This is a genomic window from Rhizobium sp. 768_B6_N1_8, assembly GCF_051811225.1.
Lineage (GTDB): Bacteria > Pseudomonadota > Alphaproteobacteria > Rhizobiales > Rhizobiaceae > Rhizobium.
The window spans coordinates 2,135,760-2,161,198 of the sequence record NZ_JBPWPV010000001.1 but is presented as its reverse complement, the minus strand read 5'-3'; the positions used below and the strand labels follow the sequence as shown (position 1 = coordinate 2,161,198).

Annotated in this window: 19 protein-coding genes; 11 read left to right on the top strand and 8 right to left on the bottom strand. The window is 61.4% G+C overall.

What is annotated here, in order from left to right; genetic code table 11:
* Positions 1–134: 134 nt before the first annotated feature.
* Positions 135–2,894, bottom strand: a complete 2,760-nt coding sequence (locus AB8B33_RS11010; protein ID WP_439015389.1) for an ATP-binding protein — start codon at positions 2,892–2,894, stop codon at positions 135–137.
* Positions 2,895–3,270: 376 nt separating this feature from the next.
* Here AB8B33_RS11010 and AB8B33_RS11005 point away from each other — a divergent pair, with 376 nt between their 5' ends.
* Positions 3,271–4,509, top strand: coding sequence for an alpha-D-ribose 1-methylphosphonate 5-triphosphate diphosphatase (locus AB8B33_RS11005; RefSeq protein WP_439015388.1), 1,239 nt, complete (start codon positions 3,271–3,273; stop codon positions 4,507–4,509).
* A gap of 126 nt (positions 4,510–4,635) precedes the next feature.
* On the opposite strand, the gene AB8B33_RS11000 is transcribed toward AB8B33_RS11005, so the two are convergent.
* Both AB8B33_RS11000 and AB8B33_RS10995 read right to left on the bottom strand, forming a co-directional pair.
* Positions 4,636–7,128, bottom strand: coding sequence for an arylsulfatase (locus AB8B33_RS11000; RefSeq protein WP_439015387.1), 2,493 nt, complete (start codon positions 7,126–7,128; stop codon positions 4,636–4,638).
* A 263-nt stretch (positions 7,129–7,391) separates the two neighbouring features.
* The gene (locus AB8B33_RS10995; RefSeq protein ID WP_439015386.1) at positions 7,392–7,994 is read right to left on the bottom strand and encodes a TetR/AcrR family transcriptional regulator; all 603 of its coding nucleotides are present in this window, start codon (positions 7,992–7,994) and stop codon (positions 7,392–7,394) included.
* A gap of 77 nt (positions 7,995–8,071) precedes the next feature.
* On the opposite strand from AB8B33_RS10995, the gene AB8B33_RS10990 reads away from it, so the two are divergent.
* Positions 8,072–8,959 (top strand): alpha/beta fold hydrolase, encoded by an 888-nt coding sequence (locus AB8B33_RS10990; protein ID WP_439015385.1) that lies wholly within the window; start codon positions 8,072–8,074, stop codon positions 8,957–8,959.
* A 224-nt stretch (positions 8,960–9,183) separates the two neighbouring features.
* Here the strand turns inward: AB8B33_RS10990 and AB8B33_RS10985 are convergent, their stop codons facing one another.
* The gene (locus AB8B33_RS10985; RefSeq protein ID WP_439015384.1) at positions 9,184–9,702 is read right to left on the bottom strand and encodes a YybH family protein; all 519 of its coding nucleotides are present in this window, start codon (positions 9,700–9,702) and stop codon (positions 9,184–9,186) included.
* A 126-nt stretch (positions 9,703–9,828) separates the two neighbouring features.
* On the opposite strand from AB8B33_RS10985, the gene AB8B33_RS10980 reads away from it, so the two are divergent.
* Positions 9,829–10,794, top strand: coding sequence for a LysR family transcriptional regulator (locus AB8B33_RS10980; protein ID WP_439015383.1), 966 nt, complete (start codon positions 9,829–9,831; stop codon positions 10,792–10,794).
* A gap of 43 nt (positions 10,795–10,837) precedes the next feature.
* Here the strand turns inward: AB8B33_RS10980 and AB8B33_RS10975 are convergent, their stop codons facing one another.
* Positions 10,838–12,172: an MFS transporter gene (locus tag AB8B33_RS10975; RefSeq protein ID WP_439017232.1), complete on the bottom strand. Its 1,335-nt coding sequence runs from the start codon at positions 12,170–12,172 to the stop codon at positions 10,838–10,840.
* Positions 12,173–12,351: 179 nt separating this feature from the next.
* On the opposite strand from AB8B33_RS10975, the gene AB8B33_RS10970 reads away from it, so the two are divergent.
* From AB8B33_RS10970 to AB8B33_RS10960, 3 genes are all read left to right on the top strand, one after another.
* Positions 12,352–13,251 carry a LysR family transcriptional regulator gene (locus tag AB8B33_RS10970; RefSeq protein ID WP_439015382.1) on the top strand — a complete coding sequence of 300 codons (900 nt, stop codon included), beginning with the start codon at positions 12,352–12,354 and terminating at the stop codon, positions 13,249–13,251.
* Positions 13,252–13,479: 228 nt separating this feature from the next.
* On the top strand, positions 13,480–13,875 hold the full coding sequence (locus AB8B33_RS10965) for a hypothetical protein (RefSeq protein ID WP_439015381.1): 396 nt from the start codon (positions 13,480–13,482) through the stop codon (positions 13,873–13,875).
* Between the two features lie 45 nt (positions 13,876–13,920).
* A complete protein-coding gene (locus tag AB8B33_RS10960) occupies positions 13,921–14,847 on the top strand; it encodes an AraC family transcriptional regulator (RefSeq protein WP_439015380.1) in 927 nt (308 codons plus the stop codon).
* A gap of 34 nt (positions 14,848–14,881) precedes the next feature.
* Here the strand turns inward: AB8B33_RS10960 and AB8B33_RS10955 are convergent, their stop codons facing one another.
* Complete coding sequence (locus tag AB8B33_RS10955) at positions 14,882–15,676, bottom strand: metallophosphoesterase (protein WP_439015379.1); 795 nt, start codon at positions 15,674–15,676, stop codon at positions 14,882–14,884.
* Between the two features lie 264 nt (positions 15,677–15,940).
* On the opposite strand from AB8B33_RS10955, the gene AB8B33_RS10950 reads away from it, so the two are divergent.
* A complete protein-coding gene (locus AB8B33_RS10950; protein ID WP_439015378.1) occupies positions 15,941–16,576 on the top strand; it encodes a glutathione S-transferase family protein in 636 nt (211 codons plus the stop codon).
* Positions 16,577–16,757: 181 nt separating this feature from the next.
* Here the strand turns inward: AB8B33_RS10950 and AB8B33_RS10945 are convergent, their stop codons facing one another.
* Both AB8B33_RS10945 and AB8B33_RS10940 read right to left on the bottom strand, forming a co-directional pair.
* Entirely contained in the window at positions 16,758–17,594 is an 837-nt protein-coding gene (locus tag AB8B33_RS10945; protein ID WP_439015377.1) for a CPBP family intramembrane glutamic endopeptidase, read from the bottom strand.
* A gap of 432 nt (positions 17,595–18,026) precedes the next feature.
* Positions 18,027–19,154, bottom strand: coding sequence for an alpha/beta hydrolase (locus AB8B33_RS10940; protein WP_439015376.1), 1,128 nt, complete (start codon positions 19,152–19,154; stop codon positions 18,027–18,029).
* 886 nt (positions 19,155–20,040) lie between these two features.
* Here AB8B33_RS10940 and AB8B33_RS10935 point away from each other — a divergent pair.
* The 4 genes from AB8B33_RS10935 (at position 20,041) to AB8B33_RS10920 (ending at position 25,387) form a co-directional block, all read left to right on the top strand.
* Positions 20,041–21,660 carry a DUF1254 domain-containing protein gene (locus AB8B33_RS10935; RefSeq protein ID WP_439015375.1) on the top strand — a complete coding sequence of 540 codons (1,620 nt, stop codon included), beginning with the start codon at positions 20,041–20,043 and terminating at the stop codon, positions 21,658–21,660.
* 130 nt (positions 21,661–21,790) lie between these two features.
* On the top strand, positions 21,791–23,173 hold the full coding sequence (locus AB8B33_RS10930) for a DUF1254 domain-containing protein (protein ID WP_439017231.1): 1,383 nt from the start codon (positions 21,791–21,793) through the stop codon (positions 23,171–23,173).
* Between the two features lie 274 nt (positions 23,174–23,447).
* Positions 23,448–23,948: a GFA family protein gene (locus AB8B33_RS10925; protein WP_439015374.1), complete on the top strand. Its 501-nt coding sequence runs from the start codon at positions 23,448–23,450 to the stop codon at positions 23,946–23,948.
* A 329-nt stretch (positions 23,949–24,277) separates the two neighbouring features.
* Positions 24,278–25,387: a sulfite oxidase gene (locus AB8B33_RS10920; RefSeq protein WP_439015373.1), complete on the top strand. Its 1,110-nt coding sequence runs from the start codon at positions 24,278–24,280 to the stop codon at positions 25,385–25,387.
* Positions 25,388–25,439: the final 52 nt, after the last annotated feature.

Genomic DNA, 25,439 nt, shown 5'->3' with positions numbered 1-25,439 from the left:
GGGGCAAGAATTTCACGGTCTTTCTCTCCGGGAAGGTTGCACGCAGCCGCATTGGTAGCCCCCGGCCGGAAGCTTCCGCTTCTGTCAAATGACCAGTCTGGCGACTGGTGACCACTCCGGTGACAGGTCGGTGGTCAGCTTTCAGGCGTGATGGCGTCAGTCAGAATGGGACGCAGCCCCGAGCGCGACGTGACGCCGGTCTTCGCAAAGATGCGATGAAGGTGGTAGCCGACCGTCCGGTGCGACAGATAGAGCCTGGCGCCGATTTCCTTGTTCGACAGACCCTCGGCGGCAAGCTGGGCAATATGAAGCTCCTGTGGGGTCAGCGTCTCCCAGACATATTCGGTTCGCTTGCGGCTTGCTTCTCCCGAAGCGCGCAGTTCCTCGCGCGCACGCTCGCTCCAGGGCAGGGCGCTCAGCGCATCGAAGATGTCACGGGCCTCGCGTAGCGGCGCTCTCGCATCGGCGGACCGACGCTGGCGGCGCAGCCATATGCCATAGGCGAGCAGAAGACGTCCCCTCAGGAAAGGCCATTTGCTTGCGCACGGCCCGAGACCCTGCAGATAGAACCGCTCGGCTTCCGCAGGTGCTGCGAGCAGTGCCTTGCCGTAGGAGAGCATCGTTTCGACCCACGGCACTGGCGACGGACCGGCGACACGCTGCATCTCCTCTATCACCTCCTCGGCCGTTTCGGCATGTCCGGAGAAGACTGCGGCCTCCACGAAATCAGCGAGACCGAAGAATTGCAGGCCGGAATTGAATGCCGGATCGGCAGGGATAAAAAGACGCCGCAGATGCTCATAGGCCTCCCAATGCCGGCCTGCGCCGATGGCGGCCGTGCCGCGTGCAATCTGCAGCATTGCCAGCAGGAAACTCGCGCCGACCGAGACGACCAGGCGTTCTGCCTGGGCCGCATAGGCCTGTGACTGGTCCAGATTGCCCATCATGCCCGCAAGCCTCGCCTTGACGATCGTGGCCGCGGCAATCCAGAGCGTTCCTCCCGTTTCTTCGGCGAAGCGAACGGATTCCTCGGCCTCCCGCATCGCGCCCGTCCAGTCGCCGACTTCCATCTCTGCCCAGGCTTGAGCAAAAAGCACGCGCGCGAGGTCGCTGAGCCGCCCCTGATCGCGCAGGGCGGCAGCCGAATAGGTGAGCAAACCGACGCCAAGGTCGAAGGCGCCGATGACATTGGCCGTACTGCCGAGAATGCGCGCCGCGACCGGGTTGCCGCCGCTCGTGCCGGCAAGCTGCTGGAGCTTGCCTGATATCTCGCCCCCGAGGTGAAGCGGCTCGACGTAAGCGGATATGGCGATCAGGCGTGGATCGGTGTCGGGCAATTCGAGCCTGTTTGCCGCCATCAGGATGGTTTTGCGAAGATCCCCGTCAGCATTGCTCCACCAGCAGCGTTGCGCGGCGCGCCAGAGCAGGTTGCTTGCCAGATCCGTGGCGCCAGCAGCATTGGCCTCAGCGGCGAGGCCAACCAGACTGGGGATTTTCGCGGGGTCGTTGACCATCGGAGGCTGACCCATCTCGCGGCACCAGCCGATCCGCGCCGATGCAACAGGATCGGGCTCGCTGACATTGGCCTGGCGCAGCAGTCGCTCCAGCAAGTCCGGCTGGCCGAGATCGGCGGCAAGCTCGGCGGCGCGCAGGAAACGGTCGCTCTTGGCTCGCGGCGTGCTGCTCAGCGCCGCCGCTTTTTCGAGAACCTCGATTGCCATGGCGACCGCACCTTTGCGCAGGGCCCGGCCGGCCATGGCATCATATTCACCCGCCAGTTCCTCATCCGGTCCGATCGTTGCCGCCGCACGATGCCATAAATGCCGGTCCAGCTCTTCATGGACGATCTCGGAAAGGGCGGCATGGATCCGGTGCCGCGTCGCCAGATCTGCCGCCTGGTGCATTGCCGAACGCACCAGCGGATGCCGGAACCGCACCTCCGTTTCGTCAAGGTCGATCAGCCTGGCGGCAATGGCCGGCGTCAGAGCGCTGACATCCACTTCTCCGCCCAACACGGCTTTGCCGGCGCGCAGGATTTCGTGGAGCGATGTCCCGTCGTTTTCCGCCGCTACGAACAGCAGCATCCGGGTTGCAGCGGGAAGATCGGTCAGACGGGACGAGAAGGCGCGTTCCAGGCGCTCCGTCAGTGGAAGCCATGTCGTATCCTTGATACCAGCCGCTCGCCTGTCGCGCGGCAGTTCCAGGAGGGCGAGGGGATTGCCCGCGGACTCCTGGAGGAAGCGGCTGCGCAGGTCGGCCGAAAGATCGGGCGCATGGGCGTCCAGCAGGTGCTCGGCATCGGCTTCGCCGAGCCCCGAAAGCCGAAGCCGCAGGTGGGAGGGATCGTCGAACAGGCGGTCGAAGCCATCGCGCATGGCCACGAACAGAACGATAGGGTCCGAACTCAGCCTGCGTGAGATGAAGGCCAGCACCTCATAAGTCGCCTCGTCCAGCCACTGGACGTCGTCGGCGATGAGCAGGATGGGCCTGCGTGCCGCACTTTCCGTCAGAAGGGACAGTGCTGCGAGCGCCACCAGAAAGATGTCGGGTGCGCCCATGTCATCATGCATGCCGAAAGCGGAGAACAAGGCAGATCGCTGACGGGGGACCAGGTTGACGGCCTCCTTCATCAGCGGGCGGAGCGCCTGCTCTAGCGCTGCGAAGGGCAGATGAACCTCGGCCAGAACGCCGGTCATGCTCAATACCGTTAGGTCGCGCTCGCGGGCCCGATGCCTGGCCTGCTCGAGGAGCGCGGATTTTCCAATCCCGGCCTCGCCGCTGATCACGAGCGTCGATCCGCCCTGATCGATCCGCGCGATCATCTTGTCGATCAGGGCAATGTCCCGATCCCGGCCTTGCAGGAATTCAGGCCGGGAGACGAGTGTAGACCGCACGGGGGCGCCCTTGCGTTGTCTGCGCCGCGGCGACCCGATCTTTCCCGACTGCTTGGCCATTAATTTAACGCCGCTTGCTCTGATCCGCGCGGAGGAATGCAAACGGATCGAATCCCGGACTATGGTTCAGCAACTGCCGAAGCGTTGCCTTGTCATCGAGCGTGCCATTCACAGACATATCCGTAAAGCAGCTTCCACCCGGCAAGAGGAGCCCGGATTGAGGCGAGGAGGAATGAGCGCTGCCGCATGCGATCAAATAGTGCCAACGCACAGCGACGTTCGCAAATTTGTCATATCCGCTGGTTAGAAGCGGCGGCCTGCGCGCAGCCTGTCGAGGGACTCAGCTGCTGCGCCTCTTTTTTTCGGAATGAGACCCATGCAAAACAATCCGGCAGTGATTATCGAGGGCGCAACCGTGGTTTTCGGCGACCGTCTGGAGACCGCCTCCGTGCGTGTCGAAGACGGCCGGATCACTGATATCGACGGTGCGCGCGACGGGGCGGATCCTATCGATGGACGCGGCCATCTGCTCGGTCCCGCTTTCGTGGACATTCACGGCGATGCCTTCGAGCGGCAGGTCATGCCGCGACCCGGCACCATGCTGCCGGTCGCTGCCGCGCTGCTCGAAACCGACCGCCAGCTTGCTGCCAACGGCATCGCCACGGCCTATCACGCGCTGACGCTCAGCTGGGAGCCTGGGCTGCGGTCGGTCGAAACCGGCTATGCCATCGTGCGTGCGCTCGACGCGCTCACGCCCCGGCTGACGGTGGACAATCGCGTGCAGCTGCGCTGGGAGACCTTCTGCTTCGAGGCGATCGACCTCATTCGCGAGGCGCTTGCCGGTCCGCGCCTGCCGTCGATTGCCTTCAACGACCACACGTCGATGGCGATGCTGCATCCTTCGACGCCGCTGCAGGAACGGCCCTTCGACCTCGATCCGGCCTTCCCGACAGTGGATCCCGAAACGCCCGGCTTTGTCGAGAAGATGGGGGAGCGCGCCAAGCGGGCGAAAATCCCGGTGGCGGACATGGTGGCGCTCGTGCGCAGCATGTGGGAGCGCCGGCCGCAGGTGCCTGATGCAATCGAGGAAGTGGCAGCGCTCGGCCAGGCCGCGGGCGCACCGATGCTGTCGCATGACGACAGCCAGATCGAAACGCGCGATTTCTTCCGTCTCCGCGGTGCCAGGATCTGCGAATTCCCGATGAACCGGCGGGTGGCGCGGGCCGCCCGCGATGCCGGCGACTTCATCGTCTTCGGCGCACCGAACGCGACGCGCGGCGGCAGCCATCTCGCCTCGATCGGCGCGGCCGACATGATCCGCGAAGGGCTCTGCGATATTCTCGCCTCGGACTATTACTACCCGGCGATGCTGCTCGGCCTTGCAAGGCTCAAGGCCGATGGCGTGGCACCGCTCCATGCGCTCTGGCCGCTCGTGTCAGGCAATCCGGCGCGCGCCTCCGGTCTTACCGATCGTGGTGTCATCGAAGTCGGCAAGCGGGCGGATCTCGTGCTGGTCGATTGGCCTGATGGTGCTGCACCCGCCGTTCGCCGCACCTGGGTCGGCGGCCGGGAAGCCTATCGCGCAGCGCCTGCGGGTGAACTGGCGATCGCCTGACCGCGGCGATATCGGTCATCAATGACTGAGAGACGGGGATCGAGAGGCGGTCCGAAGCGGTATCAAGGCCCGTCCAAACCGTAAAGCGGCACCGAGGGCCAAGCGGCCCTCGGCGATGGACGCAGACTATTTCGCGTCCTGTCCGCTTCGATAGGCTTCCATAAGTTTCTTCTCGTCGTCCGGTGTCAGCTTAGGAGGCTCGACGGAGATCGTCAGCTTCTCGAGCTTGCTGGTGAACGGGAATGGAACCTGATAGTCGCGGTCATCGATCGGGGTGCCGGTCTTCGAGCCGATGTCGAAAGTCTCATCGACCGGCAGGATCAGCGGTACGGTACGCTGTACCGCCTGCGTTGCGACCGTCTTGCCGTCGACCGTCAGCGTTCCCGTGCCGCCACGACCGATGCCGCTGAGGTTGTTGAAGGCAAGCGTTGCGAAGCCAAGACCGTCGTATTTGAAGTCAAATTCGACGGTGTGCTTGCCGGGCGAGAGCGCTTCGGGGCCTTCCCAACGAATTCTGTCAAGACCGAGAAGGTTCCAGGTCACGACCGGCTTGCCTCCCAGCAGGTACATCCCGTATCCGCCAAACCGTCCACCTTGGGAAACAATGGCGCCATCGCCACCTCCTTGCGGCACATCGATGTCCGCGGTGATCGTGTAGGAGGTATTGAGAAGATTGGGCGCCACACTTTCCGGCAGGCCCGTCACCGGTTGCTTATAGGTGAACACGTTTCTTCCTGCCGTGACCGACGGGCGCGGAGAAGCGAGGCGCGTCGCAGCGGAAGCGTCCAGCGGCAGGACTTGGTACTTCGCAAACTCGCCGAACATCAGGTCCTTCATCTCCTGGACCTTCGCAGGATTGGCGGCAGCCAAGTCGTTGTTCTGGGTCCAGTCGTGCTGGACGTCATAGAGTTCCATCTTGAACGCGGTGGCGGGATCATCGATCGCCTTGCCAGCCAACTCCCAGGGCGCACGGATGGGGACTGCGCTCAGCATCCAACCGTCATCGTATAGACCCTGCGCTCCCATCATCTCGAAATACTGCGTGCGGTGTCGCGAGGGAGCCTCGGCATTGGTTTTGTCGAAGGTGTAGGCCATGCTCACGCCCTCGATCGGCTTTTGCGCTATGCCGTCGACCATGATCGGTGCGGGAACGCCAGTCGCTTCAAGGATTGTCGGCACGACGTCGATCACATGATGGAATTGCGACCGAATTCCGCCCTTGTCGGAAATGCGCGCGGGCCAGGAGATGGCCATGCCGTTGCGGGTGCCTCCGAAGAAGGACGGGATCTGCTTCGTCCATTTGAAGGGCGTATCCAGTGCCCAAGCCCACGGAACGGCATAGTGGGGATAGGTCTCGTTGCTGCCCCACTGGTCGTAAAACTTCAAGTTCTGGGCAACGGTCGGATTGATGCCATTGAACGGAACCAATTCTGCGAAGGTGCCGTTCATCGTGCCTTCGGCGCTCGCGCCATTGTCGCCACTGATGAAGATGATCAGGGTGTTGTCGAGCTTGCCCATGTCCGCGACGGCCTGGACCACACGGCCGATCTCGTGATCGGTGTACATCAGGTAGGCGGCGTAGACGTCCGCCTGGCGAATGAACAGCTTCTTTTCGTCGGCCGACAAACTATCCCACTTCTTCAACATATCCGGCCATGGCGTGAGCTGGGCGTCCGTCGGGACAACGCCAAGCCTTTTCTGGTTGGCGAAGATCTGATCGCGAACGTCGTTCCAGCCTTTGTCGAACAAATGAAGGTCGCTGGCCTTCTCGATCCACTCCGGCGTCGGGTGGTGTGGCGCGTGTGTGCCCCCCGGCGCGTAGTAGAGCAGGAACGGCATCGCCGGATCGATCGAATTCAACTGGTTCAGCCAGCCGACGGCGTCGTCGGCCATGGCGGTGATCAGGTTCCATTGCGGATTGCCGACAAAGGGAGCGATCTGCGTGGTGTTGCGAAACAGCATGGGCGACCACTGGCTGCTGTCCCCACCCATGAAGCCATAGAAATATTCAAACCCCATGCCGGTCGGCCATTGATTGAACGGGCCTGCCTGGCTGGTCTGATAGGTCGGCGTGTTGTGATCCTTGCCGAACCATGAGGTACGGAAGCCATTCTCAAGCAGAATGCGGCCGATTGTGGCGGTGTCCCTGGGAAGAACACTGTCATAGCCGGGGAAGCCGGTGGCCTGCTCCGAGATCACTCCGAAGCCTTCTGAGTGGTGATTGCGTCCTGTGATGAGACACGCACGCGTCGGCGAGCAGAGCGATGTTGTGTGAAAGTTCGTGAAACGCAGGCCATCCGCGGCGATGCGATCCAGAGTGGGTGTCGGAATGACGCCTCCGAACGTCGAAGGAGCGCCAAAGCCAACGTCATCGGTGATAATCAAGAGCACATTTGGCGCGCCCCTTGGCGGCACGACACGCGCTGGCCATGCCTGTTTGGACTGCAAGGCGTTGAGATTGATGGTGCCCTCAAACGGCTGCGGCGGCGGCGGGAGATAACGCCCGTCGATCGTCGTCGTGGCGTTGGGCGAGCCGAGCGTCCCGGTAACCTGCTGAGCGTTTGCAGGCACGGCTGCAAAAAGGGCCGCGGAGGCGGCCAGAAGCGCTGCACGTATCATTAGACATCCTCCCGAGTTGTGGTGTAGGCATGTCAGCGCCGCCGATTGCGGTTTCCACGAGTACAATGCTGCTCGAGATCGGTCTCCCCCTCCTTTCGCCCTGGCCATCGACGCAACGAAATCAACTCGAGATGGAGGCCACAGCAGATACGCCTTGGTTGTAACATAGCATGTCCGATGGGTTTCATCACTACGGCGAAGGGCGACGAGCGAACTCTATTCCGTCCCGGCACCCGCGCTAGCGGATGTGGGCGAAAGCCCCGCTAGATGCCCTTCAACGCCCTGGCCTGCACACCCGCGATGACTTCGTCCGAGACCTGCCGCAGTTCCTGCCGCGAGGCGCCGTCATATGCCTGGACGGACAATCCCTGCAGGACGGCCACGAGATAGCGGGCGAGCGAGACGGCGCGTTCCTGGTCCAGCCACCGCTCGAGCGTCTCCGCGATCATCTCCCGCATCGTGTTTCGCCGCTCTGCCGTTTCGCGCGCCAGGTCCGCATGATCAGGCCCGCACTGGATCAAGCCGCTTGATATCATGCAGCCGCGCTCCCCGGCTGGGTCGGTAACGGCGTCGATCGCCTTGTGCAGCAGCGTCTCGATCGTCTCCTGAAGGGTCGTGGCCGTTCTGATATCCCACACCGGCCCCCGCAGGCCGAAATAGCGATCGAGCGCCTCGCGGTAGAGCCCAGCCTTGCTGCCGAAAGCCGCATAGAGACTTGGGGGCGCGACGCCGATTGCGGCCGTCAGGTCGTTCAGCGAGACACCTTCATATCCATGCCTCCAGAAGAGGCGCATGGCGATATCGATCGCCTGATCCCTGTCGAAGGTTCGCGGGCCGCTGCGGCGTGTTTTCACAACCTTATCCATAGTGATCACTAAAGACTGCTTGACAGCAAAAAGCAAGCCGTTAGTTTGTAGTGATCACTAAACATAAGGATTTTGGCATGATACGAATAATGCGCGGAATTTGGGTGGTGGTCCTGCTGATGGGCCTGTCTTCCATGGCGATGGCCGCGGAGAAGAATTACACGGTGAAGGCGCCTGATGGCGTCGAGATCGCGGTTCAGGAATCGGGCGATCCCGCCGGGCCGGCGATCGTTTTCATCCACGGCTTGCTCGGCAGCCATCTGAACTGGGACATGCAGGTAGGCAGCGCCAATCTGCAGAAGTATCGGTTGATCACCTATGACCTGCGCGGCCACGGCCTGTCGGGCAAGCCCGATGATGCAGAGGCCTATCATGACGGGCGCCGCTGGGCCGACGATCTCTCGGCCGTCCTCAAGGAGACAGGCGCGAAAAATCCGGTTCTGGTCGGCTGGTCGCTCGGCGGTGTCGTTCTCTCCAACTATCTTGCCGCATATGGAGACGATGGCCTTGGCGGCATCGTCTATGTCGACGGCGTCATCGAACTCAACGCCGCGCTGATCACATCGCATCCTGATGTCTATGCGGGCATGGCTTCGGATGACCTGACGGTGCACCTTGATGCTGTCAGGACGTTCCTTGGCCTGTGTTTCGAGACGAAGCCGGATACGGCGACGTTCGAACGGCTGCTGTCAAATGCCGCGATGGCCTCGTGGATCATGACGCGGACCATCCCGTCGATGACCGTTTCCGCCGGTTTGCCTAAAGCACGCGTGCCGGTTCTGTTGCTCTATGGCGGCAAGGACGTTCTGGTCAATGTCGAGCCGAGCATCGCAAGGGCGCGGGAGCTCAATCCGGCCGTCCAGACCAAGATCTATCCAAAGTCGGGGCATGCGCCATTCCTGGAAGAGGCGCAGCGCTTCAACGGTGATCTGGCGAAGTTCAGAGATGCGATTGCCAGCGAGTGAATTTGGAGAGAGGGGGCAGGGCTGGTGGCGCGGCCCACCCCAACCTCCTCATTCCTGTGCCCTCGTGCTAGCACAAGGGATGTCACAGGAATCCAGTCTGCCCAAGTCCTTGGGCAGGAGAGACTTTTTTCTTTTGAGGCGTATGAGTCATTCGCCGCGCAGACGCTCGGCGGCTGGATTCCGGTGACAAGCACAGGAATGAGGGAGGTGGGGGTATCGCTCCCCTATGCCCCACGCCCGAGTGCCGCCGATTGCTGCAGAGTGATTGCATGGCCGAGCGGATCGGCGTGGCGATGGGCAAGCCGCCACTCTCCGCCCTCGCGCCGGTAGACGAGCGTTACGCGCAGCGCCCAGTCCTGCGCGGGCAGGCCACCGACTTCGACATGGGCGCGCTCGATGACGGCGAGCACGATCATATCGGTGCCGGCATAGGTCTCGACAACTTCCTGTTTCAGCGTGCCGTTCCTGAAGAACTGCCGCATGCCATCCCAGGTCTTTTCGGTGAAGCCGGCCTCCCGCGATGGCGTGCCGCCGAAGGGCGACATCAGCGTGAAGTCCTGCGTGCGCGGCACAAGCGCCCGGTAGGTATCGACATCGCCGCGCATCAGCGCGGCATTGGCCTCTTCCGATATCCGGGCAAGATTTGCTGCCGGCATATCCGCGTTGCCGTCGCCGACATTACCGGCAAGGGAGGCAAGGCCGGCGGTGCCGGCAACGAGAAGGGATCGTCGAGACGGTGACATGATATTTTCCTTTGCTAGCTTGGTCCTTTGCTAGCCTGGAGTTCGGAAGCGCGGCTGCGGAGCCGCCTGCATGCTTCAGAAATGCCAGTTTGCCGGTGCTGAAGCCAATGATATGATTTCAGCGATATGCTGAATGAAACTGATCTCTCGCGCGCCGATCTCAATCTCCTCGTGCTTTTCGAAGCCGTTATCGAGGAGGGCCATGTCGGCCGCGCCGCCGACCGGCTGAACATCTCAGCGTCAGCCGTCAGCCACGGGCTTGGGCGCCTGCGGCGAATGCTCAACGATCCGCTGTTCGTGAGGACGCCCAGAGGCGTGGTCGCAACGGCTCGCGCGATGGAGCTTGCCGCGCCGGTTGCCGAGATCCTTGCCAGGGTGCGAAGCGTGATTGCGACGGCCGAGCCGTTCGATCCGGCAAGGTCGAGCCGCCGGTTCACGCTCGGGGCGCCGGATGGCGTTTCCGCGGTCTTCCTGTCGGCGCTGCTTGCCGGATTGGCAAAGTCGGCGCCTGAGGTCGACATCAGCATACGCCAGCTGCTACCGGAGCAGGGCGAAAGCGCGCCTGCGCGGGCCTGGCGCAATGCTTTTGGCGATCTGGAAGCCCGCGCCATGGATATCGCGGTGGTGCCCGCCGATGATATCCCGGCGCGCTTTCACAGTCTCACGCTCTACGAAGAGGATTTCGTCATTGCCATGCGCGCCGGCCATCCTTTCGCGCAGGCGGCGACGCTCAAGCGCTATCTAGGGATGCGCCACCTCGTCGTTTCGCTTGGTGGTGATCCGCACGGCTTCGTCGACACGGCGCTTGAACAGCGGGGCTTGAACAGGCGGATGGCGCTGACGGTGCCGAATTTCATGTTCGCGCTCGCCATCGCCGGCGAGAGCGACATGCTTGCTGCCGTCCCCCGTCGCTTCGCCGCACTCTACGCGCCGCGCTTCGGCCTGGTGACGGTGGATGCGCCTTTGCCGCTGCCGCGTTTCCGGCTGAGTGCCGTTGCCCCGCGCGCGGCGATGATGGATGCCGGCCTGAGCTGGTTGTTTGGGATGCTGCTATCGGCGTGTGAGGTCGGGCGTTCTGCGGGATCGGTCTGACCAGGAACGAACGAATGCTTTCGGCCCCTGGCGAACAGAATGCTCATCGACTGCTCTCTCCAGATTGTCCCGCCAGTTCGTAGCGGGCGCGGCTCAGGCTGACCAGGCTGGCAATTGCCGCGCAGCCAGCCGACAGGACGACCGCAAACTCGAGCGCGGCGGAGAGCGGCAATGTCGCGAAGATGAGCGACATGAAGATTCCGCCCAGGGTCTGGCCGAGAAGCCGTGCGGTGCCCTGCATGGCACCTGCCGCGCCGCTTCTGGATTTCGGAGCCGAGAGAAGCAGAATGCGGTTGTTCGGCGTCTGGAACAGGCCGAAACCCAGGCCGGCAATCACCGTGCCGACCAGAAACGCAATGCCTCTCGGATCGGGTGGGCAGAGAGCTGCCACAAGGAGGCCGACACCCAGCAGTGCGCCGCCTGTCGCGCAAAGCCATGCGGTCTTGACGCGGTTTGCCAGACGTCCCGAAAATGGCGCGATGATCGCGGTCGCAACCGGCCAGGGCATCATGTAGAGACCGGCCAGAACCGGAGTCATGTGCAACCTGTGCTGGAGATAAAAGGGTAGCGCGATGTAGCTCAGCATCTGGCCGCAGAAGCAGGATATCGAGGCGATGACCGCCACGCGGAATGCGGGTGCCGCCAGGAGATCCGTTGGAATGATCGGGGCGTCGCTGTTGCGTTCCAGGCGCAGCAGTATGACAAGGCAAGCTACCGAGGCGGCAATGAGGACCGCGCCACTTGCCGGCGCAGTCGCTATCCGGTCGGTGCCGCAGAAGAAGAGGATGAACATCGATGTGTTGGCCAGCAAGGCCTTGGTGTTCAGCTTTCGGTTCGTGCCCTGCATCCTGCCCAGCAGACCGCCGCTGAGAAGTACAATGATGCCGAGCGGTATGTTGACCGCAAAGAGCCAGGGCCAGGTCGTGACGGAAAGAATGGCGCCGGCAATGCCTGGACCGGCAGCGGAAGAAATTGCGATGACCATGGCATTGATTCCGATGATCGGACCCAGCATGTGCTGCGGCAGGGCCGAGCGCAGGTTCATCATGGCAAGCGCCATGATCGCGCCCGCGCCAAGCCCCTGCGCGAAACGGGCAAGGATCAGCAAGGAAAGGTCACCGGCGAAGGCGCAGGCAGCCGAAGCCGCGGTGAACAGCGCGACGCCGATCAGGAAGACCCGCCGCGCGCCATAGATTTCCCCGAGTGCGCCACACGGAAGAAGGGCGACCAGCACGGCCAGCTGATAGGCTGAGACGACCCATACGGTGCTGCCCGCTTCCACGTGCAGCGAGAGCGCGATCGAGGGCAAGGCAACGTTGGCAATGGCGCCGTCCAGAACGACAAGAACAGCTGAGAGAAGGATGAGTGCGATGGCCATGTACTGTCGAGGCGATGCCGGGCCATCCTGAGAAATCGGTACGGTGGAGGCGAGGGACATTGAGAAACTCCCAATCGTTATCGGATGGACGACTAGTTAGGCCTAGCCGACTGCGAGCGCCAGACGCAACGAAATCAAACAACTGTTGCATGAAACGCCATGCCTGAGTAAATGGAGTCATGCCCGATCTCGACCTCAACCTCCTGGTGGCACTGGATGCGCTGTTGCGCGAGAGAAGCGTATCGGCCGCCGCGCGTCGGCTTGGCCTCAGTACATCAGCCATGAGCCGGACGCTGTCACGCTTGAGGACTGCGCTCGGCGATCCGATCCTTGTGCCGGCCGGGCGCGGCATGGTCGCAACGCCCCATGCCCTGGCGATTGCCGAAGACGTGCATTCGTTGAAAGAAGCTGTGAAAGCGGTGCTCAGTCCGCCGTCGACCGTGGAAATCCGCGAGGTGCGCCGCGATTTCACCATCCGTGCCAATGAGGCGTTCGTGCTTATTTTTGCCGCGGGCCTGAGCGCTGCTGTGGCGAACGCGGCACCAGGGATAAGGCTTCGGTTTGCGCCGCGATCGGACAAGGACGTTCAATCCTTGAGAGACGCGGCCGTGGATCTGGATATCGGCGTCCTGCCGACGGAGAGCGGGGAACTGCGTTGCCAGACCCTTTTCGAAGACCGGTATGTGGGTCTTGCAAGGACAGGACACCCGATTTTCGATACAGATCCGATCACGGTCGAGAGCTATGCCGACTGGGGCCACGTACTTTTCTCACCGCACGCGGATTTTGCCGGTCCGGTCGACAGGGCGCTCGCCGAACTCGGCGTCCACCGCGATGTCAGACTGATCGTGCCAAGCTTTCCAGCGGTGATCGCAGTTGCGGCGGCATCCGATTTGATCGGCGCGATTCCGAATTCTTATCGCAAATCCGCCGCAACAAGCCAGATCAGGACGTTTGACCTGCCGGTAGCCGTGCCGGGATTCGACATCGTCCAGGCGTGGCACCCGCGGATGGATGCAGATCCCGTTCATCGTTGGCTGAGAGCGCTGATCTTTGAGACGTTCAAGTCAATGAACTGAGTGCGCATTCGATAATTGAAGAAGGCCGGGTATCTGCGCAAGGCAGACGCTGTCAGTCGCCATGTGCGCCTTGCTCTCCACGGGCTCATGCGTCAGGGCAAGCTTCGCCCATCGCACTTGCCCAAAACTTGGCCGATCCCCGGCATTTGTTGGCAGCTTCGCGAAATCCGGCTCCCGCCCGGAATGCTAGTCTGGCCTCACTTGCTTCCATTTCGAAAGACCGCTGCCGTGCTTCTGGATCGTTCCCGCCTGCCTGTCGTCTTCATCCGCACCAATGCCGATGCAGAAACCTCCATCAATGACCAGATCGAGGCTCTCTTGGAGGAGCGGCGGCCGTTCGTGCTGGTCACGGATCACGCGCCTGACGATCACGAGGAGGAGACGCAGGAGGAGCGCAAGGAGCGGGCGCTGTTTTTCAAGAGGATCAAGGATCGGATGAGGGCCTATTGCCGGGGCATGATCGTCATCGATGGCGGCAGGCCGACATCGGCCGCGATCAAGATTGCGGCGTCGACTGCCGGAAAGGCTTTTGGTTTTGCGATCGTCTTTGCGGCAAACGAAGAGGAGGCGGAGCGCAAGGGGCGGAGCCTGCTCGGCAGCAGGGACGATGCGTGGCTTCTGTGATAGAGCGAGGTGCCTTCGGTGTGAATTTACCGACGAGGATCGACAATGGATATTCCAGAGACATTTGACCCGTCGGCGATCGATGAGGTGTCGCGCCCGGCTTTCAGCTTCATCACCGAGGCGACATTCGTCGGCGAGACGGAGCCGCATCGCCATGGCAAGGCGCAGCTGCTTTACGTGATGAGCGGCGTTCTGACGATGAGGGCGGCCGGCGGTGTCTGGACGGTGCCGCCGAATTGCGCGCTGTGGATTCCGGGCGGCACTTCCCACAGCGGGCGTGCCTGCGGCCATATCAAGATCGGCAATCTCTATGTCGACGCGAAACTGACCGGTGACCTGAAGGACGAATGCGGCATTCTCTTCGTCCAGCCTTTCCTGCGCGAGCTGATTTTTCGCCTGGAGCCGCGCCCGGATAGTCCGGATATGGCGCAAGACCGTCTTCACCGTCTGGTCGGCGTGCTTCTCGATGAGCTGAGGGCAGCACCGCTCGAGCCGATCCATCTGCCGATGCCCACCGATCGCAGGCTGCAGCGGCTGGCCGAAGCAATGGTCGCCGAGCCCGGCCTGCGCTTCACCATAGACGAATGGGGTGCGCGGGTCGGAGCAAGCAACCGGACGCTCAGCCGCCTGTTCCAGCGGGAGACGGGAATGTCCTTCCTGCGCTGGCGACAGCAGCTGCATATCGGCGTCGCCCTTCAGCGGCTGGCGGCAGGGCAGCTCGTGACCGTCATTGCCGGCGATCTCGGCTACGAGAGCGTCAGCGCCTTCATTGCCATGTTCCGCCGCATGCTCGGAACGACGCCGACGCGCTATTTCAGTGACCAGTTGCTGGCAAGCCCGCACAGGCTGGAAATCACGGCGGATTGGCGTGCGGGAACGGGCGACGGGGATGGCCGGAATGAAGAGACGGGCCGGGATCTTGCGAAGGGTTCCACGTCCAATCTGGTGCCGTTCAGACGAGAGCGGAATTGATCCGTTCAGCCCGTCCTTGTCGCTCTGCCCAATCCTAGAAAAGCATATCCGCATCATCATGAGACCGGTTGAGGGGCCGGCCTTCCTGAAAACGGCACGGACCGGGGCGGACTTCCGTTGCCTGCAGCACCGCCACATCGCCGGATGGGCCGATGTGGAGCGCAGACAGGATATTCGTCGCGAAGGCGCCGGTATCGATGGCAATCCGGTTCGGGAAGATCTCGACGCGTTCGCTTGCGGTAATCGTGTGCCCATGGACGACGATCTTGCCGAATGAGGTGCTGGCATTCAGGAATTCGCCGCGAATCCACATCAGCGTATGCGCGTCCTGCTCGGCCAGGGGAATGCCGGGTTTCAGGCCGGCATGGACGAGGATGTGGTGGTCGAGTTCGACATAGCGCTCCGCCGCGCGCAGGCATTGCAGGCGCTCGTCTCCAAACCTGCCGCGGATCTCATCTGCGGTGATGGCTGCCTCAAGGGGCAGGCCGTAGGACAGCATCGTCTCGCTGCCTCCGAGGTCTCGCCAGTGGTTTACGAGATCTGCCTGAACGGCCGGGTCCGTCTCGTCGAGGATCTGAAGAGGGAGGGCGTCGTGGTTGCCGCGTATCAGCTTCGAGCCCGGTCTGTCGCGCAGCGTGCGGATGACGAGATCCATCGCTTTGCGGCTCTCCGGCCCACGGTCCATGATGTCGCCGAGGAAGACGATCCGGTAGTCGATCGTCTCGTCGCGCGCCTTGCCGGCAATGCCTGACAGCATCTCCTCCAGCAGGTCGGCACGCCCGTGGACATCGCCGATGGCGAATGTGTGAAGAGAAGCGGTCCCGGTCATCGATGGCTCCCTTGTCGCACTCGGTATGGCATTGTTTATGAGCTGCGCCCAGCCCCCAACTGAAATGTGTAATCCAACTCGATACTGGCGCAGAATCGCCCGCGGTGTGGGTGCATTTTGGGCGATTTATCTTGATGGAGAAATCTTGGCGAAGCACTCTGCGCACTCATTGGTCGCAAAACGCTGATTTTTACGACGTCGCGGAATTCATCTGTAAAACTGTCGCTTTCATTGGGACTTTCACCGCATTTATTCGAGGATCAGATGCTATACACCCTACATGCCGCACCGGGCTCATGCTCTTTCGCGCCTCACATCGTACTGGAGGAAATCGGCGAACCCTACTCACTTGCTTTGATGTCCCCGGGGCATCCAGAAACTAAAACTGATCAATTCCGCCGACTAAACCCGAAAGGCCGCATTCCCGTCCTCACCGCTGACAATTTTATCCTGACGGAAGCGCCGGCAATCCTCGTCCATCTCGGGCTAACCAACCCTGGTGCCAAGCTCTTGAGCACTGACCCGGAAGCAATTGTTCGATCGATCGAATGGTTTAACTGGCTGTCAGGCACGGTGCATGCCGTCGCTGTTCGAATGATTTGGCGACCGGACTATTTCACCGACGATGGCGAGCATGATTCGTTGATCGCCAAGGGCAAGCAGCATCTTTCTTCAGCCTTCGCGCTTATCGAAAGCAGAATGCAAGAGCGTCTCTGGGTCGTGGGAGACCACTATTCCGTGGTCGATCCATATCTGCTGGTGTTCTATCGATGGGGAAATCGGATGCACATGGACATGCAAAATAGCTATCCAGCGTGGACCAAACATGCCCGCCGTCTTGAAGACAGACCGGCCGTTCAAAACGCGCTTTCTCAGGAAGGTATCTCACTATGGGAATGAGGTACCTTCCCGGAACTTGTTTGTCGCGCGTCGCCTGACTTTCGCGATAAAATCGTGATCGCCGATTTATAGGGGAAGTCTGTCGCAAAAGTCAGAACTTCGCGAGGGATATTTGCGGTGGTAGCAAATTCCACCAGCGCCTCCGGAAGGGGAAGAGTGGCCGGAATGCGCCAGGAACGGACTACGCTCCAGGTTGATTTCCGGGGTACGTGGGTATTGGTTTGCGGGTAAGCGTCGGCCCATAGAGGACAACAACGACCAGCGCAGTCACACACCACGTCGCGACCAGCAGCATGATGTGGCGTTCGCTGTCGATCGTATTCAGGCCGAGATTGCCGGTGATGACAAGGCCGTCTGCGGCGTGGGCGATCAAGGTGATGAGCACGCTGCCCTTGGCGTTGTTGAAGAGCCAGCCGAACACGATCGTGAAGGCGAAGGTGCCAAACAGCGCATAAGATGGCAGCATGTCGAGGAGGACCAGCGGCAAGTGCCAGATGACAACCAGCACGCCGAGGATGGCGTTCGCGACGAGCGGCAAGTGCCGTTCCTGCAGACGCGGGAGGGCGAAGCCACGCCAGCCGAGTTCTTCCTGCATCGGTCCGTCGAGGGGATTGACGAGGCGAATGGCGAACATCATCAGAATGGTAGGCGCTGAAGCGATCAACGCCGCCGTGGGGTTCGGCCCGCCGAAGACCATGTTCAGATAAGCGGGCGTCACGCCGATCACCGGTGCCGTGAGCAGAGCGACCGCAATCCATCCCCAGCCCACCCGCCAGATGGTGAACTTCTTAAGGAGCGCGACGACGCCGGGCTTGCCTCCGGTGATCGCGGTCACGATCAGAGCCGCGTAAAGCGGACCGGGCACCATGAGGAGGAAAGGCAAGGCGAACGCGCCGGAGAGGAGCGTGCCGGCATAGATCCGCTCCGGCAGGGTCCAGCCGAGCCAGGTCAGGATGTAAGCGATGGCGAAAAACGCAATGAGCGGGTAGCGGCTGATAAGCTGGCGGATGGAGGTCATGTCGGTTCCTCTGCGGCAGCACTCGGAATTAACGGCCCAGCCGCAGAAAGCGATGTCGACCAGTTGGTGGAGCGCGGCGTGGCTCTCGGTGCAGAGCGAATGGAAGTTTACCAGCACCCGACCAATCCGCAGCATCAATCTCAGATCAGCCCCCGCATAGGGACTGCATGATCCATACCGACCCGCCAATCAGAGGGGATCGATCGATCCTGACACAGCCTTGGCCGTCGCGGGGTTTTGATCGTTGTGGATCTCTGTTGGGTGGGACCATCCACACGGGGCCAAAGCGTAATGTCGGCGTTGGGCCACGAGCGGCCCCCCGGCCTTCGACACGGCCGCTAGTGGCTGATGGTTGGGGAGGGGTTTTTGATCGGACAGAAGCTCCGCCAGAACGCCGGCGCCAGGTTCAAAACCCGGCCGAATTGATCCCGTTCACCCGTTTCTCCCGGCCCTCCTGACGATCCGCCACCTGGATTGCCCGATTGCCTGGCGATTGGCGATCTTTTCGGGCGGGGTGCCGGTGAGGACCGCCTTTATGTCGTCGCGCATCTGCGGGAAGACGCGGTAATATTGGTGGTTCTCCGGCTCTGAGAGCTCGAGTATGGCGCTGACGTCGACCGCCGATACCTTGTCGCTGATCGTGCCCATATTGTCGGGGCCGTCTGCGCCGAGGCGCGGTCCGTTGAATTTGGTGCCGCTGCTGAGCGTGCTGAGGATCCAGTCCTTCTCGGAATAATAGACGGCGATCGACCGGCAGATCCGCGGCAGGAACTTGAATTTCTGGGGATCGTCGAAGGCATCGGCATCCTCGTCTGCGGCCGCCAGGATCACCTTGTCGAAATAGCGGCGCAGGGGGGATGACGATGTGCCATCGAGCGAGGTCATGGCATTGACGGTCGAGAGCATCGCGGAGGGCGGTTCGGGCAGTTTCATCAGCGCCTGTAGCGCATTTCGCATCACATAATTGCCCATGCTGTGGCAGATCAGGTGAATGGCCTGGTTGCAGCGCTCTTCCTCGCTGAGCTTGTCGACGAAATCGCTGAGGCGACGCAGGGTTCGGGCGATCGCGATGCCCGATGCCGCCGCGGTCCTGCGATCATGGGCGTAATCGCCAAACGGTGTGGGTATGGGCAGGAGCGAGGCAATCGACGGCCAGGAGAAAACGAACATGTTGACGTCGAGCCCATAGAAGGCGCTCAGCCAGCCGGCGCGCTCGATAGAATCGACGAAACTGTTGCTGAAGCCATGGATGAAGGCGATGGTCGGCTTGTCATCGGCCTTCATCGAGGCGCGGATGGCATCGAAGATCGTGTCGCTGCCGAGCGTCGGCGCCTCTCCTTCGGCAAAGAGAAGCTGCTGGTTGGCGACGGCGAGCGAGCCCGGCACGAGCACGTTCGTCTTCCTCGACAGATTGACGTTGACCTTGGCGCTGCCGTAGCGGACATCGATGCCGCTGGTCGGGCCGAGTTCGGAACCGAAGCCGATGATCCGCTGATGCTGCGGATCTGTTGGATCGAGGAGCGGCTGACGATTGGTTGCGAAGTAAACCGTCTGAATCATGATCCTCTCCGCCTCCAGATGGCGAGACCGCCTCAGAGATCGCTGCCGACAGGGTAATTCATGCGTCCGCTCCCGTTGCACGATAGCAAGCGGACAGTAAATCCCGCCAGGCCAAGCGTATTGATTGCGTCAGGCCAGGTGGATTTTGCAATTTCCAAGTTTTACGTGAATATTTCCTCAAGGATTAGCTAATACAATTTAGTGGCGATTGCAACTGGAATCAGGTTCTCCCAATGTCCGTCCGAGAATTCACGAGGGGCCGGTTGATCGATGCGAGAGCCGTTCAACGATCCACCGGGAGGCTGGAAAATATTCTCCAGCTGCCCCGCGCAATCAGCCAATACTGATCGGTCGTCAACCCGCCGTGGGAGCGTCCGGTGCAATGCCGCTCATCGCGCCCGATATATGAGCCGTGCTCGTATGCGCGGACTGGATGAGGTAGCACGCACCGGCCTGTCGTAACATTCTCCACCTTTGGTGTCTTAGGTCATGCTTAGCGAACGATGGCTCACATATTCGCTAATGTTACCGTTACGCACTTGTAGTGTTGGTGATATTATGTGCCGCTAATATTCTTAAAGCGGTTGCAGGCGTCTATCAGTTTTACCGACGCGATCTGAGAGGCCAGCGTTGCCCTCTCTCAGTAATCGAGCCGTTCCGCGATCCTCTAGTTCGCCCAATACATTCAACATCAGCACTATGGGGGATCTAGTTATGCCAGCCACTATACGAAGACTCTTTGCCTCCGGAATTGCCCTGTTGCCGACGTTCCGTTTCGGCGCGGCGTGAGCCCAGGACGCCACACCCGAGGAAGGCAAGGAAGCCTGCGATGGCGTCCCGAAGAAATGAGACCGACTTTGTGTCGGCAAAGTGAGGAGTATATCCAATGGCTAAGAGACACAGCAGGCTATCCGGACTGGTGGTTTCGCTCGCCACATCCACTTTCCTCGCAGGCACGATTGCAGCCACCGCCCATGAGGCCATCTCGCCGGCAATCTCCACGCCGGACAAAGTCGAGACGCGCATCGGCACGCTCGACTTCAAGGATGGCGTGCCGAGCAAGGAGACCATCGCCAAGGTCTATGACAATCTTGACTTCATGCACGCCTTCGAGGCGTTCGTGAACACCTTTCAGGGGGTCAGCATACACGCTCTCCACAAGGGCTTTCTGAGCATTGGGGTCAAGGACAACGAGGTCCTCATTTTTTCCGAGCTGATGGACGCCAAGTCGCTGTACCTGACTGCCAATGCCGACACCGTCTATTACATGGGCATGCTCGACCTGACCAAGGGTCCCATCGTGCTCGAGGTGCCACCCAAGGCGCTTGGCGCCATCGATGACTATTGGTTTCGCTGGGTCATCGACATCGGGCTGCCTGGGGCTGATCGCGGCGAGGGCGGGAAATACCTCATTCTGCCGCCCGGCTACGATGGTCCGCTGCCCGATGGATTCACTATCGCCCGCGCCCGGACCAGCATCGTCGTATGGTTCGCTCGCTCGTTCCTGGAGAACAACGATCCCAAGCCCGTTGCCGAAACGGTCAGAAAATTCACCAAGGTCTATCCATACGAGGCCGGCGGCGTCGGCACCCCCATCGCCGACTTTCTGAGCGGCAAGGCTAAGTTCGGAAAAGTCACGCCACCGCCGCCGACCGTGTTCCACGAAGGTACCGGCAAGGTATTCAGCACGATCCCGCCCAACGACTTCAGCTACTACGAGATGCTCAATGAGGTCGTGCAGCAGGAGCCCGCAGGGTCGCTCGACCCCGAGCTGATGGGCCCGGTCGCGGCGATCGGCATCATCAAGGGCAAACCGTTCGCACCGGATGCGCGGATGAAGAAGATTCTTACCGAAGCGCTGGCGCTCGCCAATGCCACTTCGCGCACGCTGTTTATGGCTCCTCGCGCGGCGGACTGGTTCTACTACCCCGGTTCGGGATGGGTGAATCAACTGTTTGTCAGCGGCTACGAATTCGAGACGCCGATCCCGGAAATCACGGCGGATGGTGCCAAGCCCTTTCCGCCCACAGGGTACCGGTTGCTGGACTCGCGAACGTCCTTCTTCTACGGCGTGACCGGGATTACGCCTGGAATGGCCATGCGCGTACCCGGCATTGGCTCGCAGTATCTGTGGACGATGGTCGATGCAAACAAAGACCCCTTCGATGGCGCCAGGACCTACAAGGTGACGCTGCCGAAGGACATCCCACAGGCGAATTTCTGGTCGTTCACGCTTTATGACAACATGTCGCGCTCGATGCTCGACACGCCGCAACGTTTTCCGCGCGCGGGCAGCCAGAGCTTCCCGTCACCGGCCGCGGAAGCGGGCGCCGACGGCACGACGACGGTCTACTTCGGCCCGACCCAGCCGGAAGGCGTGAAGCGGGGCAACTGGATCCAGACCATGCCCGGCAAGGGCTTTATCCCCATGCTGCGGCTCTACAGCCCGCTCGAACCGTTCTTCACGAAGGAATGGCGGCCGAGTGAAGTCGAACTGGTCCAGTAGGGAAAGCAGATGGGCGCGGCCCTGAAGCCGAAACAGCGTCGCGAGACTGGGAACTGACTGGCGATTTCAAACGCCGGGCGGGCGGCCCACGCGCAGACAACGGAGGAGAATCCCCATGTTACGATCAGCAATGACAGCCTTGGCCGTTGCCGTTGGTCTGGCTTCAGCCTCTACCGGCGTCCAGGCCCAAGACGCCACGCCTGAGGAAACCCGAGCCATAGCCAGAGAGGCCTATATCTACGGCTTCCCGATGGTCGACAGCTACCGCATCCAGCATGCCTACTTCGTCGACTCCAAGAATCCCGAATACAAGGGGCCGTGGAACCAGATCGTCAACACCCCTCGTGTCTATACGCCGGCCGACACGGCGATCCAGACGCCCAACTCGGATACACCCTATTCCTGGCTCGGCCTCGATTTGCGTGCCGAGCCGATGGTCGTCACCATGCCAATGATCGAGAAGGATCGCTATTTCGCCGTCCAGCTCATCGATTGGTACACCTTCAACTTCGACTACATCGGCAGCCGCGCGACCGGCAATGATGGCGGCAGCTTCCTCATCGCCGGGCCAGGCTGGAAAGGCGAAACGCCCAAAGGCGTGAACAAGGTGTTCCGCTCGGAGACCGAGTTTGTTTTCGCGGCCTATCGCACGCAGCTTTTCAGCCCCGACGACATCGACAATGTCAAGAAAGTCCAGGCCGGCTATAAGGCAGAGCCGCTATCGGCGTTCCTCGGCCAGCCCGCGCCGGCCGCCACGCCGGCGGTCGATTTCATCAAGCCGCTGACGCTGGACGAGGAGAGGAAGTCGCTCGAATTCTTCAACATCTTGAACTTCATCCTGCAGTTCTGCCCGACGGTACCTTCCGAGACCGACCTGATGGCGCGTTTCGCCAAAATCGGGATCGGCGCAGGAAAAACCTTCGACGCGAGCAAGCTCACACCTGAAATGACCGCGGCATTCGAGCAAGGCAGAGCCGACGCTTGGGCGGACTTCGACAATTTGCGGAAGCAAATTGACGCGGGGAAGGTGACCTCCGGCGACGTGTTCGGCACGCGTGCCTATCTGAAGAACAATTACCTTTACCGAATGGTGGCGACCATCGGCATTTACGGAAATTCGAAGCAGGAAGCGATCTATCCGGTTTATGCCGTCGATGCCGCGGGTCAGAGGCTCGACGGCGCCAACCGATACACTGTCCATTTCACGCCGGGCGGGCTGCCGCCGGTCAACGCATTCTGGTCGATGACGATGTATGATCTGCCTCAGAGCCTGCTCGTCGCCAATCCGATCAACCGGTACCTGATCAACTCGCCGATGTTGCCGCAGCTCGTGAAGGACGCCGATGGCGGCCTGACGCTCTATTTCCAGAACGAGTCGCCCGGCAAGGACAAGGAGCCTAACTGGCTGCCGGCGCCCAAGGGCCCGTTTGTCGTTTACATGCGCCTCTACTGGCCGAAGGAGGCGGCGCTCGACGGCTCCTGGACGCAGCCGCCGATGACGAAGACCCAGTGAGGGGGCAGGCGCCGCGGCGCGCCAATCACGTTCGCGGTGCATGAACTCGAAGCCTTCCGCCGAGCACGTGATAACATTGGCCGAATAGTTGGGCCTGTTACACCAGCGATCGCCTCGCCATCTCGATTGCCTTCTGCGTCAGGGCGGCAAGCCGGTTGAACTGCCAGTAGAGCACGACATCGAGCGGCGTGATCGGGTCCATTCTTCTGCTGGACGATCAAAAGACGGAAACCTAAAAGAAATTACGCCCAACCGGCCTCTTGAAGGAGAAAAAATGAAACGCATCGAGATGGAGGTGAGCGGCGGCTGCCAGTGCGGTGCCGTGCGCTACCACGCAACCGCTATGCACGACAATTCGCATCTCTGCCATTGCCGCATGTGCCAGAAAGCCTCGGGCAACATCTTTGCCGCGCTTGTCGCTGCGCCTGATGATGCACTCACCTGGACACGCGGCAAGCCTGATGTCTGGAAGAGCTCGGAGCTTGTCGAGCGCGGCTTCTGCGCTAATTGCGGCACGCCATTGTTTTTCCACCACCTCGAAAACGGTCGCACCAACCTGATGATCGGTTCGCTTGACGATCCGCACGCCTTCTCGCCGCGTGCCAATACCTGCACCGAGAACATGGTGAAATGGTTCGATACGATCACGGGCATAGAAAATGCCGGTGCGACCGAAAACAACGGCGCCGACTGGGCCGCGGCAATCAAGGAGAGCAGCAACCAGCACCCCGATCACGATACCACCGCATGGGCGGTGAGGGGGCATGATGGCTGAGTCCTATTCCGGCTGCTGCCAGTGCGGCGCTGTCCGTTGCCGCTATTCAGGCTGAGCGCGGTTTGATGATAGATGGCGGGCTGGGCCGGCTGTTGGCATTCTGCTCCGGCATGCGAAGTCTGGCGTTCTGCTGGACTGATCTGACTTGGAGCGAATGACTGCTTTCTGCCCTTTGCTGCCGTTCGAGGTCGATCCGAGAAACGTACGGTATGTGCTAGAATGCGGCCCGAAGGCGGAATGCGACAGACGCACTGCGAGGGGCGGTGTGATCGAACCGGTATTCGCGCGATCGAGAGCCGACGTTGTGCTCTTAAGGAGAGACGAGGACGATGCCGACACCACAGCAACCCAGTCTAATAGTTCGACAGAAATCCCCAGAGAATATCGAGTTTCCGTTTGCGTCGCTCTCCGATTGGCTGATCCCAACCGAGCTGTTTTTCGTGCGAAACCATTTCCCGTCGCCGGACCTCGATGCGCGAGACTGGAGATTGCGGGTTAGCGGGGCGGTGGAGCGCCCGATCGAACTTGACCTCGACAGCATCAAGGCGATGCGGAGCACGAGTTTCACCGCCGTCGTCGAGTGCGCAGGGAACGGGCGCGTCTACTATGAGCCGCCGAAGGAGGGATTGCAGTGGCAGAATGGAGCCGTCGGCAATGCTGCCTGGACAGGTGTTCTTCTGCGCGAGATTTTGGAAATGGCGGGCGTCAAGCGGACCGCATGTGAGGTTCTGCTCGCAGGCGCCGACAGCGGCGTCGTCGACGCGAACAAGAAAACGGCTTCTCCCGGCCCCATCGCTTTTGCGCGCAGTTTACCGCTTGAGAAGGCCATCGCTGACAGCACGATCCTTGCCTATTCGATGAACGAGGAGCCGTTGACGCGCGATCACGGCTACCCGCTACGTGCAGTCGTGGGTGGCTGGTTCGGCATGGCTTGGGTCAAGTGGATCACTGATATCACGGTTGTGGAGCAACCGTTCCTTGGCTACTGGCAGGCGCGCGACTATTTCCGTTGGGAGCGCAGCCTCGGGGAACCCAGGCTGGTCCCCCTTGCGGAGATGGAGGTCAAAGCGCAGATCGCGCGTCCCGTACAGGGGGCGCGTCTCATCGTCGGCCAACCGTACCGGATTTTCGGAGCCGCCTGGAGCGGAGAGGCTGCTGTCCGGCAGGTGCAGGTCTGCACCGGGGATGGCAGGGGCTGGCGCGAGGGAAGGCTTCTCGAGACAGAACGTCCCTTTGCGTGGCGCTTGTGGGAGTACATGTGGACCCCTGAAGAAGTGGGGCGATATATACTGCGATGTCGCGCGATCGATGGGGCCGGGTGCGTGCAGCCCGACCTCCAGCGTTCCGACTGCGAGAGCTACGCGGCCAATTGGATCATTCCGGTGGAGGTCACGGTCGTTCCCGAGCCACAGACGTACGAGGCGGAATTCGTGATCTAATCACCCGCATGGGGCGGAATGGCGGCTTTTGGCGCAAAGCAGACGCTGTTGT

What these genes read in the sequence shown, in the direction of transcription:
- AB8B33_RS11005 (WP_439015388.1), top strand. Translation starts at nt 3,271, where the DNA reads ATGCAAAACAATCCGGCAGTGATTATCGAGGGCGCAACCGTGGTTTTC.
- AB8B33_RS11000 (WP_439015387.1), bottom strand. Translation starts at nt 7,128, where the DNA reads ATGATACGTGCAGCGCTTCTGGCCGCCTCCGCGGCCCTTTTTGCAGCC.
- AB8B33_RS10995 (WP_439015386.1), bottom strand. Translation starts at nt 7,994, where the DNA reads ATGGATAAGGTTGTGAAAACACGCCGCAGCGGCCCGCGAACCTTCGAC.
- AB8B33_RS10990 (WP_439015385.1), top strand. Translation starts at nt 8,072, where the DNA reads ATGATACGAATAATGCGCGGAATTTGGGTGGTGGTCCTGCTGATGGGC.
- AB8B33_RS10985 (WP_439015384.1), bottom strand. Translation starts at nt 9,702, where the DNA reads ATGTCACCGTCTCGACGATCCCTTCTCGTTGCCGGCACCGCCGGCCTT.
- AB8B33_RS10980 (WP_439015383.1), top strand. Translation starts at nt 9,829, where the DNA reads ATGCTGAATGAAACTGATCTCTCGCGCGCCGATCTCAATCTCCTCGTG.
- AB8B33_RS10975 (WP_439017232.1), bottom strand. Translation starts at nt 12,172, where the DNA reads ATGGCCATCGCACTCATCCTTCTCTCAGCTGTTCTTGTCGTTCTGGAC.
- AB8B33_RS10970 (WP_439015382.1), top strand. Translation starts at nt 12,352, where the DNA reads ATGCCCGATCTCGACCTCAACCTCCTGGTGGCACTGGATGCGCTGTTG.
- AB8B33_RS10960 (WP_439015380.1), top strand. Translation starts at nt 13,921, where the DNA reads ATGGATATTCCAGAGACATTTGACCCGTCGGCGATCGATGAGGTGTCG.
- AB8B33_RS10955 (WP_439015379.1), bottom strand. Translation starts at nt 15,676, where the DNA reads ATGACCGGGACCGCTTCTCTTCACACATTCGCCATCGGCGATGTCCAC.
- AB8B33_RS10950 (WP_439015378.1), top strand. Translation starts at nt 15,941, where the DNA reads ATGCTATACACCCTACATGCCGCACCGGGCTCATGCTCTTTCGCGCCT.
- AB8B33_RS10945 (WP_439015377.1), bottom strand. Translation starts at nt 17,594, where the DNA reads ATGACCTCCATCCGCCAGCTTATCAGCCGCTACCCGCTCATTGCGTTT.
- AB8B33_RS10940 (WP_439015376.1), bottom strand. Translation starts at nt 19,154, where the DNA reads ATGATTCAGACGGTTTACTTCGCAACCAATCGTCAGCCGCTCCTCGAT.
- AB8B33_RS10935 (WP_439015375.1), top strand. Translation starts at nt 20,041, where the DNA reads ATGGCTAAGAGACACAGCAGGCTATCCGGACTGGTGGTTTCGCTCGCC.
- AB8B33_RS10930 (WP_439017231.1), top strand. Translation starts at nt 21,791, where the DNA reads ATGACAGCCTTGGCCGTTGCCGTTGGTCTGGCTTCAGCCTCTACCGGC.
- AB8B33_RS10925 (WP_439015374.1), top strand. Translation starts at nt 23,448, where the DNA reads ATGAAACGCATCGAGATGGAGGTGAGCGGCGGCTGCCAGTGCGGTGCC.
- AB8B33_RS10920 (WP_439015373.1), top strand. Translation starts at nt 24,278, where the DNA reads ATGCCGACACCACAGCAACCCAGTCTAATAGTTCGACAGAAATCCCCA.